This window comes from Acinetobacter sp. GW821-FHT09D10 (assembly GCF_059416285.1).
The window spans coordinates 1,279,995-1,292,603 of the sequence record NZ_JBWKOW010000001.1 but is presented as its reverse complement, the minus strand read 5'-3'; the positions used below and the strand labels follow the sequence as shown (position 1 = coordinate 1,292,603).

Here is a 12,609-nt window from a genome sequence, read left to right as displayed (position 1 = left end):
TTTTCGAACAAAAAGAGGGCATTTTTTCATCAAAAATTCATAAAATGATCATGATATTGAAATATTTCATCTCCAATATTCGGTTTTATGACAATTGAGCTGTTTAAAAAAACGTCATATAGGTAATTTTTTAGATATTTTTGCTTTAAAAATAGTCATAAATAAGGAAGATATAAATTGATTTAAATTATTGTATTTTAATAAAAAAATAAAATGGATCGAGGAAAGGTGCATCAAATGAGGTCAAAATATGAAAAATTGACTTCATCAGGCGCCGCTTTGTCATATAATTGTCATAATTTAATTTAAGAATACAGAGGATTTTTCTATCCTCTTACCGTCTGCATGAATTCTAATCTACCCCCTGTTTCGGATTCAAAACTTGCGGCAAACCTGCAAGTCAAATCGACGAATGTACATGTCCCGACACCTAAGTTCTTTATGCCGGTGTTTCTGACAATTATTGTTGCAACACTTATTTATATTGGATTTCAGGTGAGTGCTGATTTAGCGCATGTACCGCCTTTGAGTCTTTATTCGGTTATTCTTTTATCTACCGCACTCTTGATTGCTTTAGGCTTTGAGTTTGTAAATGGCTTCCATGATACTGCAAATGCAGTAGCGACAGTGATTTACACCAATGCTTTACCTGCACCGGTTGCAGTCATGTGGGCAGGTTTTTGTAATTTTCTTGGGGTAATGGTTGCAAGCGGCGCAGTCGCTTACGGCATTATTGCATTGTTGCCTGTTGAACTGATTATGAACATGGGTAGCGGTGCAGGTTTCGCAATGGTTTTTGCGCTTCTTATTGCTGCGATTCTCTGGAACTTAGGTACTTGGTTCTTGGGTATTCCTGCTTCTAGCTCTCATACTTTGATTGGTTCAATCTTGGGTGTGGGCATTATGAACCATCTATTGAGTGCATCGACTGGCGTAACGACCAGTGGTGTTGATATGGATCAGGTGATTAAAGTCGGTAAGGCCTTATTATTTTCACCTTTAATTGGTTTTGCTTTTGCAGCGATTGTATTCTTGTTGGTTAAAACTATTTTTAAACGCCAATTAGAATTATTCCAACCACCAGAAGGTAATAAACCACCACCAGCAATCATTCGTGCAATTTTAATCTTTACCTGTACAGGTGTAAGTTTTGCACATGGTTCTAATGACGGTCAAAAAGGTATGGGTCTGATCATGCTGATTTTGGTTGGTCTGGTGCCATTGGCTTATTCATTAAATAAAAACCTTGATACACAACAAGTTCAATCATTCCATCAGCTTTCTTCTCAAACTGCCGTACTTTTGAATCAAAATCAGCCAGAATTAACCGATGAAAAAGCACGTGTTATTTTGACTAAATATATTCAGACTAAACAGCAAACTCCGGAAGTAGTGCCTGCATTGGCAAGTATGACTGATCATTTGGGTGAGCGAGTTTCTAGCTATAGCAACTTAAAAGACATTCCAGAAGCTGCAATTAGTGAAATTCGTAATGACATGTATTTAAGTACAACGACATTTAAGCGTTTGGATAAAGCAGATGCTTTACCAAAAATGGATCAGTCACAAGAAAAACTCGTGAAAGAATACCGTAGTAGCTTAGATTCATTCTTACAATACATTCCAACTTGGGTGAAAGTAGCAGTTGCTTTGGCACTTGGCTTAGGCACCATGGTCGGCTGGAAACGTATTGTTGTGACTGTAGGTGAACGTATTGGTAAGCATCACATGACTTATGGTCAGGGGATGTCTGCTGAGCTTGTCGCAATGAGTACAATTGCAGCTGCCGACGGTTTAGGTATGCCTGTTTCAACAACACACGTTTTAAACAGTGCTGTTGCAGGTACCATGGTAGCGAATAGATCAGGCTTAAACTTCAATACAGTTAAAACGATTTTATCTGCATGGGTATTTACACTCCCTGCAACAATCTGTTTGTCAGGCGGTTTGTACTGGTTATTCTTGCAGTTTGTATAAAAGCATTAAAAAATTAAAGCCACTGTTCACAGTGGCTTTTTTATTTGTTTCTTTTTAACGTTCAGTCTATTTTCATGTACATTCAATTATAAATTAATGAGTCCTTATAAAGCCTCAAGTAACTTCAGAGGCTAGGCTTGAAACTTTGATATCAGGATAGATTATGGATGTGGTTCAAATAGATCAGCTAAAACAACAATTTCCACTTATTGAGACACTGCAAGCCTATCAAGAAACATTTTGGTTTACACCTCATTGCTATCCTTTAAATGAAGCTTTAGAAAAAGTTGGTCTCACCGCAGAGGACGTAAGTGAAGCAGAAGCCCGATTAGAGCGTTTCGCACCTTATTTGGCAAAAGTGTTTCCTGAAACTCAAGCACAACATGGAAAAATTGAATCAGATATCGTTGAAATTACTCATATGCAACAAGCACTTTCTACAACAGAGCAAGTGCAACTGAGTGGAGCATTCTGGCTGAAAAAAGATAGCCATTTACCTATTTCTGGTTCAATTAAAGCACGTGGAGGTATTTATGAAGTCTTGGCTCACGCCGAAAAGTTGGCAATTGAGGCCGGACTTCTCAAGTTGGAAGACGATTACAGTAAGTTAGATCAAGAGTCATTTAGGGCATTCTTTTCTAAGTATCAAATTGCAGTAGGCTCAACAGGAAATTTAGGGCTTTCGATTGGTATTATGAGCGCCAAACTGGGTTTTAGAGTCACAGTCCATATGTCTGCTGATGCGAGACAGTGGAAAAAAGACAAACTGCGTTCATTGGGCGTTAATGTTGTGGAATATGCCAGTGACTATGGCGTAGCTGTTGAAGAGGGAAGAAAAGCAGCAGAGCAAGATCCACATTGCTTTTTTATTGATGATGAAAACTCAAAAACATTATTTTTAGGTTATGCAGTTGCAGGAATACGCTTAAAACAGCAATTTGAGCAAAAACAAATTAAAGTTGATGCTGAACACCCATTATTTGTTTATTTGCCGTGTGGCGTTGGTGGTGGCCCTGGTGGGGTAAGTTTTGGACTAAAACTGGCTTTTGGTGAGCATGTACATTGTATCTTTGCAGAACCCACCCATTCGCCATGTATGTTACTCGGTGTCCACACAGGTTTGCATGATCAGATTTCAGTGAATGACATTGGCCTCGATAATGTAACTACCGCAGATGGGCTCGCAGTAGGCCGTGCTTCAGGTTTTGTGGGACGTGCTATGCAGCAGTTAATTGATGGCTATTACACCATTGATGATGAGCGTTTGTATGAGCTCATTGCGCTTTTAAATCAAACTGAAAATATTCAGCTTGAGCCTTCTGCGGTGGCAGGAATGATGGGGCCATATTATGTCCAGACGAGTCCTGATTATTTGGCTTTACATCAACTATCAACTGAGCAGTTACAGCAGGCAACTCATGTGATATGGGCGACAGGAGGCGGTATGGTGCCGCCTGATGAAATGCAAAAATATCTATCACACTTTCAAAATAAATAGATAAACACAGAAAAAAGCCCAATTCTAGAATTGGGCTTCAATCAAATTATTTTTTAGATGATTTTCCAAAAGGTAGTTTTTCGGTTGCAAAGCCATAGATTGCAGCAAAAGGCAGGGCAGTTCTTGCTAAATAAGCAACACGCCACAATCCGCCGTGGTTGGCACCTTCCATCATGAGCTCAAGCGGATGGTCCAGCTCCGTTTCAGGATTTGCCACAGAAGACTCATTTCTTAAGTCATGAATCCAGATTGCAGCCATAATTGCATTGGTAGTTTCAGGGCTAAATGCTTCTACATCAAAAAGCTCTGCACCATTAAAAGCTGCTTTTAACAATGGATTTTTAGTCACAGAGTGAGTCGTTGTTGATGGTGCAATATTAATGCTGACGTGTTGTCCCTGATGGCGGGCCAAAATAGCACGCCATTGTTGAATGCGTTTCGCCAAAGCATAGTTTGGTCCTTGTTCAACAACTAGACAGTCGGCAATGCCATAAGTTTTTCCATTTTCACAATCAACTAAGTCTTGATATGGCGCTTGAAAAAAACGTTTTAAGGAAAGTGTTGAAACACCTTTTACTGCCATTTTTTGTAGTTTTGTACGTGATTTAAACTTTTGTTGAGCAGCTTTGGCGACTTCTTTAGGAACAGCATAAACATCGGTTGGCGTACACATAAACATAAGGCTCGTATCAGACTTATGCTCGCTCACAAATTGCATGATGCTGTCCATTGCCATGGAAACACGAACATGCTTTTCGCCATCTAAATAAGCTATTGCAGCCAAATCTAACTTTTGCGGAAACTGGACTAACCACTGTGCAATTTCTGGTAATTGAGTCAATAAATTTGCACCCAATTTATCCTTTAACTCAGAAACTTTTACTGAAGAATCAACTGGTTCAACACTCGGTGCAATGAGGGTTGCGTTTCCTTGTTGAATCGTATCTAAAATCTTGCCCCAGACACGCGGGTTTGGTAAGTCGACAGCAACAATATTCGCTTTCCATTTGGCTAACCAAGGTAGAGGTCCTGCTTCTGAAGCTGCACCAAACAGCACCATAGTACGATCAGATAAATCAAACCATTCTGGGTGAGCAATAGCTTCACGTAGAGCTTTTGCATGGCTTGGTTCAATAATACCAGCCTCTTCCCAACGTTGAATCTGGTCCAGTAAGCTTTGCCCGCTTAGTTTTTGTCCTTTGTAAGGAACATACCATTCAGGTGCTGCATCACTTTCACCTTTAAGTTTTACTGTATGAAGTGGCGTAGATGAAGCAATATTAACCGCATCTTTTAAAAGGTAGTGTTTACTATCACGATAATAGTCAAAAATATGGTGAGCTTTATGCAAACCTTGCTTCGCAATAGTAATGGGGTGCTTGCTATTAGAAATTCCTTGTTTAACAAGTGCTTTAAAATATATTGGGTAATTTTTTCGCCAGTTTTTTTCATTCAACACTTGTTGTGCGGTTTTATTATCTACAACAGATAAAGCCTCTGACAAAATTTCTTGGCCAGTAAGAGATGTGCTTTGTTTTTTTGTTGAGGCGTGTACTGGAAATTGTAGACCTTCGACTTGACTTGTGCTGGACATAAAATATCTCGTTATACGACTGGGTTAATATACAGATGTATACATTATCTATGCCAATGAAAGGAAACGAGTGGCAATAACTGACAAAATAATATTGATTATTTATGTGATGAAACATGGAAGAGAAAATTATTATGATAAATTCATCTCATTTTGGTCTTAATTTTTTTCACAATTTTAGAACATTTTTATAGACTTACGTTACATAAATGATTATTTTGTATTAAGCAAATACATCAGTTTTAGCCTGAAGGTAAAATGTTCAAAATGTATCAATAATACAGATACAGAAATGATTAAAAACTAGACTTTTTTATTAAAAGATAAGAAAAGTCAGACGGAATAAGAAAGAATTGGGGTGAAACTAGATAGAAGACAACATAAGATTGTCTTTTAAAAATCTTGGGGATATGGTGATTTTTTTACACCATAATTTTCTAGTTTCATCCCATCTATTTTTGGGTTGGAACCCTCCATTTTTGTGCTCACTTTATCACTTGATTAAACCTTATTTGTTTAAAGTAACTTCAAAATTACTTTAAAAAGGGTATCTCTAACAACGTCCTTTTTTCGCTTGTCCTGGTGGGCAAAAGTCTCCCGGATGGTTGTGGTAAGGTGAATCTGGATCAATCACAATACTGCCTTCAGGTGTATGAACTGCACAGGCTGATAATGACATTGTGAAAATTGCTGCTGCACAGAGAAGTAATGTTTTCATCTTGTTCTCACTTTTTTATCATTCTCCATTTTACTATAGAAAAATTTTGATTATTTTTCGATCTACTTTTGGTTAAGAATATATTTAATAATTCTGATTTAAAGAAACTAATCAGACCTTAAAATCGTTCGGAAGCCCACATGGGTTGCAGCTAAATCAAAGTCTTGCGGATAGCGGCTACTGCTACGATAACGTGAACAATAATTTTGTGCGCAAAGAAAAGATCCGCCTTTAATTACATATTGTGTACTGGTGATTTGTTGTTGTTGTCTTAAATCAGAATAATTTCCCATATGCTGGTCATGAGCACCTTGATATGGAGATGATGTCCATTCCCATACATTTCCAATCATATCAAATAGTTTGAAATGATTTGGTGCAAAGCATCCAACGGGCGCAACATCTTTAAAGTGATCTTGATTCAGGTTTTGAAAAGGGAATTCACCTTGCCAGTAATTTGCTTGTGGATGTTGGTGTTCATCGGTAGGGGCTTGATGTAATGGTGTATCAGTTTGCGAATTCGCTTTAGCTGCATATTCCCATTCTAGTTCTGTGGGTAAATCACGTCCTAACCAAACTGCATAATGTTCAGCATCGTTTTTACTCACATATCGCACAGGTTCATTAGAATTAGCTACGGCACCATTACTGCCGTTTGGAGTTTTCCATGTATAGCCCGATTTTAGTTGCCACCATTGCTGTGGGTGTTGAGGGGCAGGTGAAAAAACAGCAGCCTGCTTTTGTTTTTCGGCATCGGTGATATAACCCGTTGCTTTTACGAAACTAGCAAACTGAGCAACGCTGACTTCTGTCTGATCAATCCAGAATCCTTTGACTTCCCGTTGCTTTTTTCCAAAATTAAGTTCATCGGGATAGGCTTTTTCAGAACCAAAATTAAAATGCCCATCAGCAATCAGCACCATTCCAGCTGTAGGTTGTTTTAGCCAACCTTGAGGTAGTCCTGTGTAGTTTTTACATTTCTCAATAGAACCCAAGTCAGCTAAAGAGGTGTGCTGCTGAGACGATGGTGTGGGTTCAGAAACTTGTGAAGATTGACTACAGCCTGTCATAAAAGACAGGCTGATGGTCGTTACTAAAAATGGTTTCAATCTCATTTGGCGTTATATTCCTGCACACCATTTTTTTCAGTATATTTTTGATAGACCGATAACAATTCTTGGACTTTAGCTGGATAAATCTGAGCAACGTTCTGTCTTTCCCCTCGATCTGCTTTAATGTTGTATAGCTCCCAAGTTCCTGTACCTAGCTCAGGACGGCCTTGAAGTGCAATTTTCCACTCGCCTTGTTTTGCATATTTACTGCCATGTAGCTCATCGGCAAAACTAAAATTTTCGGGGCGAATCGTAGTTGTTTTATTTTCAAGTAAAGGTTTCCATGAAATCCCTGATGGTGTGTTAATGGTACGACCATTGTATTGGCCTTGAGGTACTGGAATATGAGCATATTCTAGTAAAGTTGGGAAAACATCGAGTACTGATGCAAAGCTATGATTCGTTTCTTCTGCTTTTTTCTGATTAGGTAATTTAACAATTGCAGGGGCTGTCGTTGCACCTTCACCAGCTGTATCCTTCCACAAATGGAAAGGTGCAGCACTAACCTCAGCCCAACGTGGTCCAATATAGTGATACGAAGTCGGTGTACCTACATTTGCTATAGAGTTATCAAAGCCAGATTCACTGCCGTATCCTCCACGTACAAAACCTTCTGCACCATTGTCGGAAACAAAGAAAATTAAGGTATTTTCATAAAGATTATTTTGTTTGAGATATTGAATAATGCGGCCCACATTGGCATCGAGATTTTCTACCATACCTGCATAGATTTCCATTTTACGGGCTTCTAGTGCTTTTTGTTCAGCAGTTAATTCATTCCATTTTCCATATTTTTGTGGAGCATTTTGAGTGGCAATCGGTTCGGCTGCTTCAAAGTTTGCGGGGATAATACCAAGCTGTTTTTGGCGTGCGATACGCGCATTACGAATTGCATCGTAACCAACATCGTAAACTCCGCGATATTTTTCACGGTATTCCGCAGGTGCTTGAATTGGCCAGTGAGGTGCAGTGTAGGCAGCATAAGCAAAGAACGGTTTGCCGCTATTTTTGCCGGAGTCTAAATAGCTAAGTAATTTATCGGTAAAATAATTTGTCGAGAAAAAGTCATCAGGCAAAGCTGAAACAGGAATAATTTGCCCATCTTCTGTATAGGTCGAATTTCGCTTAAATGCACTTGGCGCTTGCTTAAAGTGGTGATCTAGGCCTTGTAACAAGGTAAATGAATGGTCAAAACCTTTGGCATGGGCATTCGTTTCAGGGGTTAGCCCTAAATGCCATTTACCGCTGATATAAGTACGATAGCCATTATCTTTCAGCACTTGTGCGATGGATAGCGAACGCTCATTCAAATAGCCCTCATAGCCGGGCTGGCCCTTTAAATGTTCGGGCGTGAGTTCAGCCATTGCACCAATACCAGCTAAATGGTGATCAGTACCTGAAATCAGTTGAGAACGTGTTGGGGAACAGGTCGGGGCGGTATGATAGTCAGTTAAAAGGCGACCTTCCTGAGCTAGGCTATCAATATTGGGTGTACGAATTTCGCCACCGAAGGCTCCTAAATCTGAATAGCCTAAGTCATCAGCCATAATAAATAAGATATTCGGTTGCTTAGGCGTGGTTATTACATTTTCTTGATTATCGTTGTCATTACAGCCAGCCAAAGATAAGCTAAATAAAGCAATGGAAAGGCTAGATAAAATTGCTTTGTACTTCATTGTATCATCTGAATTATTAAAAGAATTGGCATGAGTTTAATCAGATGGTTTTTGCAATCAAAACAAGGAAAAGATCAAAGAAAATCAGAAAAAAGACTGAGAATTTATGGTGATAAATAAATGAGAAAAAAAGAAAAGCCCATTACGGGCTTTTTTTGAATGCTTGACTTAGAACGGAATACGAGTCAGTTGATCTAAGAAATGTGGAATCACTTTCGGTTCGATCAAAATGGTTACAAGGACCCCGTAAGCCGCACCCCATAAATGAGCACTATGGTTGATATGGCTATTACCACGTTTACCAGCCCAAATGCTGTACGCTACATATAAAACAGCAAAAATAATGGCTGGTACTGGAATGAAGAATACAAAAATCAGCTTCCATGGTTGAAATAGAATATAAGCAAATAAAACAGCTGAAACCGCACCAGAGGCGCCGAGGCTCGCCCAGTTTGTATCATGTCTATGTTGTAAATAGCTCGGTAAAATCGCAAAGATTAAACCGCCTAAATAGAACAACACAAATCCCATGTCATAAAAATATTGGCGATAAAAACTTTCAATAATGCTGCCAAAGAAGAACAGGGTAATCATGTTAAAAAGTAGATGTGTACCATCTGCATGGATAAAGCCATGAGTAATGAAACGATCAAATTGCCCACGTTGCATTGCAGGGGGCCAAAAAATCAAACGATTCATTACGTTTTGATTGCTAAAAGCAAGTAAGGAGACAATGACCGTAATAATAATAAGGGTAATGGTATGGTTAAACGGCAGATGCAACATAAGAAATATTTAAAAAATGATCAATATTGAGCCCAATAATGCCATTAAAAACTTCAGTTGAAACCCTGTTGTGTATAAATCCGACAAATTTAGTTGATTTTTTTTAAATCTACCTCATCTTCGGTTAATATAAAGGCATCAGCTTGAGGAATATTGTTATGTCGACTGAGAACACCAACACTGCTGTTGCAGAAGAAATTCCAAACCTTTTGATTACACCATCTGCACAAGAGTATTTGCACGATTTATTGACGAAGCAAAATACTCCGGGAATTGGCGTTCGAGTTTTTGTTGAACATCCGGGTACGCCACGTGCAGAATGCTGTATGGCATATAGTGCACCAGAAGAAGTAATCCCAACGGATTATAAACAGGACTATCCAGATTTCCCTGCATATATTGATGCGCCATCTATTCCTTATCTTTTAGATGCCGTAATTGATTACAATAAGGACCGTTTCGGTGGGCAGTTAACTTTCCGCGCGCCAAACTCTAAAGTTCCACGTGTTGGTCCAGATGCATCAATTGAAGAGCGTATTACTTACATTCTTCAAGCAGAAATTAACCCGGGTCTTGCAGGCCATGGCGGGAATTGTAGCTTGGTAGAAGTACAAGATAATCCAGAACATGGTTTAACTGCTGTATTGAAATTTGGTGGTGGTTGCCAAGGATGTTCTGCAATTGACGTTACCTTGAAACAAGGTGTAGAAACGACGTTAAGAGAGCATATTCCAGAGCTTCAACGTGTGGTTGACCAAACTGACCATACACAAGCTGAAGGTGCTTATTTCAAATAATTAAATTATTTGAAAAGTGAAATAAAAAAGCCTCGAAATGAGGTTTTTTTATTATTCAATATAAATAATGATAATTATTATCAATATCATTTGTAATTTTATTTAGATTTGTTACAATGCGGAACTTAAAATGAGAGATGTTTAATAAATCAATATATTGGGAATACTTATGTCAAAGCGTATTATCCAGTCAGTGCTTTCTGTTTCAGTACTGGCAAGTATGATGTCTATGGCTTATGCTGCAAAAAATGAGCAAGAACAAGCTGAACCAGCATTAGAAAAGCCTGCTGAACCTGTGAAATTGGAAACAATTTTTGTAACAGCTGAAGAGCAAGTAAAGCAATCGCTCGGTGTATCAGTGATCACCCAAGAAGATTTAGAAAAACTTCCAGTTCGTAATGATATTTCAGATTATGTACGCCGTATGCCTGGTGTAAATTTAACTGGAAACAGTGCAACAGGGCAGCGTGGTAATAATAGACAAATCGACATTCGTGGAATGGGGCCTGAAAATACACTCATTTTAGTTGATGGAAAACCTGTTAATTCTCGTAATTCAGTTCGCTATGGCTGGAAAGGGGAACGTGATACACGTGGTGATTCAAACTGGGTTCCAGCAGAAGCAATCGAATCGATTGAAGTTTTACGTGGACCCGCCGCAGCTCGATATGGTTCGGGTGCAGCAGGTGGTGTAGTCAACATCATCACTAAAAAAGTGACGAATGAAACCCATGGTTCGGTAGAGCTCTATACTTCACAACCTGAAGACTCTAAAGAAGGTTCATCAAATCGAGTTGGCTTTAACTTGAGTGGGCCACTGATTAAAGATGTTTTGTCATATCGTTTATATGGTAATTACAATAAAACAGAAGCTGACGACGTCGATATTAATAAATCAATAGGCAGTACGGCAGCTGGGCGTGAAGGCGTTAAAAATAAAGATATTTCAGGACGTTTAGCTTGGCAAGCCACAGATCAACAAACCGTCTTATTTGATGTTTCATCTAGCAAGCAAGGGAATATTTATTCTGGTGATTCTCAGTTAAATGCAAATGCTGAAGCAGATGCGATTCTTTCTGAACTTATTGGTAAAGAAACCAATACGATGTACCGTGATAGCTATGCTTTAACACATGAAGGTGATTGGTCTTGGGGTAAAAGTAAGTTAGTTGCTCAATATGATAAGACTCATAATAAACGTTTGCCTGAAGGCCTTGCGGGAAGTGTAGAAGGAAAAATTAATAACCTTGATGATAAAGCGACTTCAAGATTAGAAACTCTTCGGTTAAATGGTGAAGCCAATATTCCTTTTGAATATTATGTACCACACGTATTAACACTCGGTACTGAGTGGGTTGAAGACAGATTTAAAGATAATATTTCGACAAATCAGGGTACAGACAGCAGCGGTTCAGGTTATGGCGATCAATTAGCTAAAGGCAATCGCAGTAAAATGGAATCACGTATTGCTTCTGCATATATCGAAGATAACTTGAAACTCACAGACAGCACCGATGCCGTGTTAGGTTTACGTTTCGACGACCATAGCAAATCTGGCTCTAACTGGAGCCCAAGCTTAAACGTTACTCAAAGACTCAATGATTATTTCACGCTAAAAGGTGGGATAGCAAAAGCTTATAAAGCACCAAACATGTATCAAAATGCCGAAGGGTACTTACTCAGTACAAATGGCAATGGTTGTCCTGCTAATATTGAATCGCGTTGTTTATTACAAGGTAATGGCGATTTAAAACCTGAAACTTCGGTAAACAAAGAGTTAGGCATTCAGTTCCAAAAAGATATTGTGAATGCGAGCTTAACGTGGTTCCGCAATGACTATAAAGATAAGATTGTGGCAGGAACGAATGTTGTTGGCACTGTAGATGGCTCAAGTACCAATGCCAATACAGGAGCTGTAACCAACACGAAGTGGAATATCTTACGTTGGGAAAATACGCCTAAAGCATTAATTCAAGGTTTTGAAGGAAGCTTAGGGTTAGACTTTGGCGATATTCGTTGGACCAACAACTTTACCTATATGATGGACTCGAAAGATAAGCAAACGGGGAATCCATTATCTTTAGTTCCTAACTATACAATTAACTCAATTTTTGATTACGACATTACAGATCAATTAGATGTGAATTTTGTATTTACTCAATATGGTCGTCAAAAATCGCGTCAATTTGCCGAAAATAGAATCGAATCTGGCATTGGTTCAGGTGGAACAAATTCTGCGATTAAGCCAAGCACTGTAAAAAGCTATAGTACTGCTGGAATTAATGTCGGTTATAAAATTTCAGACAATATTAGTACGCGTGTTGGTGTAAGTAACTTGTTTGATAAACAAATTTTAAGAGACAGTAATTCGATTAGCCAAACTTACAATGAGCCAGGTCGAGCTTATTACGCTTCTTTAAAATATTCATTCTAATCCATAGTAATAACAAA

At 38.7% G+C, this 12,609-nt stretch carries 9 protein-coding genes; 4 read left to right on the top strand and 5 right to left on the bottom strand.

The window, feature by feature from the left end:
- Positions 1-345 precede the first annotated feature (345 nt).
- The gene (locus AC07M3_RS06075) at positions 346-1,977 is read left to right on the top strand and encodes an inorganic phosphate transporter (RefSeq protein WP_017391706.1); all 1,632 of its coding nucleotides are present in this window, start codon (positions 346-348) and stop codon (positions 1,975-1,977) included.
- Between the two features lie 163 nt (positions 1,978-2,140).
- Positions 2,141-3,475 (top strand): D-serine ammonia-lyase, encoded by a 1,335-nt coding sequence (gene dsdA, locus AC07M3_RS06070; protein WP_494566830.1) that lies wholly within the window; start codon positions 2,141-2,143, stop codon positions 3,473-3,475.
- Positions 3,476-3,521: 46 nt separating this feature from the next.
- On the opposite strand, the gene AC07M3_RS06065 is transcribed toward dsdA, so the two are convergent.
- The 5 genes from AC07M3_RS06065 to AC07M3_RS06045 form a co-directional block, all read right to left on the bottom strand.
- Positions 3,522-5,069, bottom strand: coding sequence for a hypothetical protein (locus AC07M3_RS06065; protein ID WP_092707598.1), 1,548 nt, complete (start codon positions 5,067-5,069; stop codon positions 3,522-3,524).
- Positions 5,070-5,622: 553 nt separating this feature from the next.
- Positions 5,623-5,787, bottom strand: coding sequence for a hypothetical protein (locus AC07M3_RS06060; RefSeq protein ID WP_004793999.1), 165 nt, complete (start codon positions 5,785-5,787; stop codon positions 5,623-5,625).
- 107 nt (positions 5,788-5,894) lie between these two features.
- Entirely contained in the window at positions 5,895-6,902 is a 1,008-nt protein-coding gene (locus AC07M3_RS06055; RefSeq protein ID WP_494566829.1) for an SUMF1/EgtB/PvdO family nonheme iron enzyme, read from the bottom strand.
- Positions 6,899-8,575, bottom strand: coding sequence for an arylsulfatase (locus AC07M3_RS06050; RefSeq protein ID WP_494566828.1), 1,677 nt, complete (start codon positions 8,573-8,575; stop codon positions 6,899-6,901). The genes AC07M3_RS06055 and AC07M3_RS06050 overlap by 4 nt, the downstream gene beginning before the upstream one ends.
- Before the next feature lie 168 nt (positions 8,576-8,743).
- Positions 8,744-9,361, bottom strand: a complete 618-nt coding sequence (locus AC07M3_RS06045) for a rhomboid family intramembrane serine protease (protein WP_209734821.1) — start codon at positions 9,359-9,361, stop codon at positions 8,744-8,746.
- Positions 9,362-9,519: 158 nt separating this feature from the next.
- Here AC07M3_RS06045 and nfuA point away from each other — a divergent pair, with 158 nt between their 5' ends.
- Complete coding sequence (nfuA, locus tag AC07M3_RS06040; RefSeq protein ID WP_003653074.1) at positions 9,520-10,158, top strand: Fe-S biogenesis protein NfuA; 639 nt, start codon at positions 9,520-9,522, stop codon at positions 10,156-10,158.
- Positions 10,159-10,327: 169 nt separating this feature from the next.
- Complete coding sequence (locus AC07M3_RS06035) at positions 10,328-12,592, top strand: TonB-dependent siderophore receptor (RefSeq protein ID WP_494566827.1); 2,265 nt, start codon at positions 10,328-10,330, stop codon at positions 12,590-12,592.
- Positions 12,593-12,609 lie beyond the last annotated feature (17 nt).

Coding starts and splice junctions, on each gene's coding strand:
- AC07M3_RS06075 (WP_017391706.1), top strand. CDS start 346: ATGAATTCTAATCTACCCCCTGTTTCGGATTCAAAACTTGCGGCAAAC.
- dsdA (WP_494566830.1), top strand. CDS start 2,141: ATGGATGTGGTTCAAATAGATCAGCTAAAACAACAATTTCCACTTATT.
- AC07M3_RS06065 (WP_092707598.1), bottom strand. CDS start 5,069: ATGTCCAGCACAAGTCAAGTCGAAGGTCTACAATTTCCAGTACACGCC.
- AC07M3_RS06060 (WP_004793999.1), bottom strand. CDS start 5,787: ATGAAAACATTACTTCTCTGTGCAGCAGCAATTTTCACAATGTCATTA.
- AC07M3_RS06055 (WP_494566829.1), bottom strand. CDS start 6,902: ATGAGATTGAAACCATTTTTAGTAACGACCATCAGCCTGTCTTTTATG.
- AC07M3_RS06050 (WP_494566828.1), bottom strand. CDS start 8,575: ATGAAGTACAAAGCAATTTTATCTAGCCTTTCCATTGCTTTATTTAGC.
- AC07M3_RS06045 (WP_209734821.1), bottom strand. CDS start 9,361: ATGTTGCATCTGCCGTTTAACCATACCATTACCCTTATTATTATTACG.
- nfuA (WP_003653074.1), top strand. CDS start 9,520: ATGTCGACTGAGAACACCAACACTGCTGTTGCAGAAGAAATTCCAAAC.
- AC07M3_RS06035 (WP_494566827.1), top strand. CDS start 10,328: ATGTCAAAGCGTATTATCCAGTCAGTGCTTTCTGTTTCAGTACTGGCA.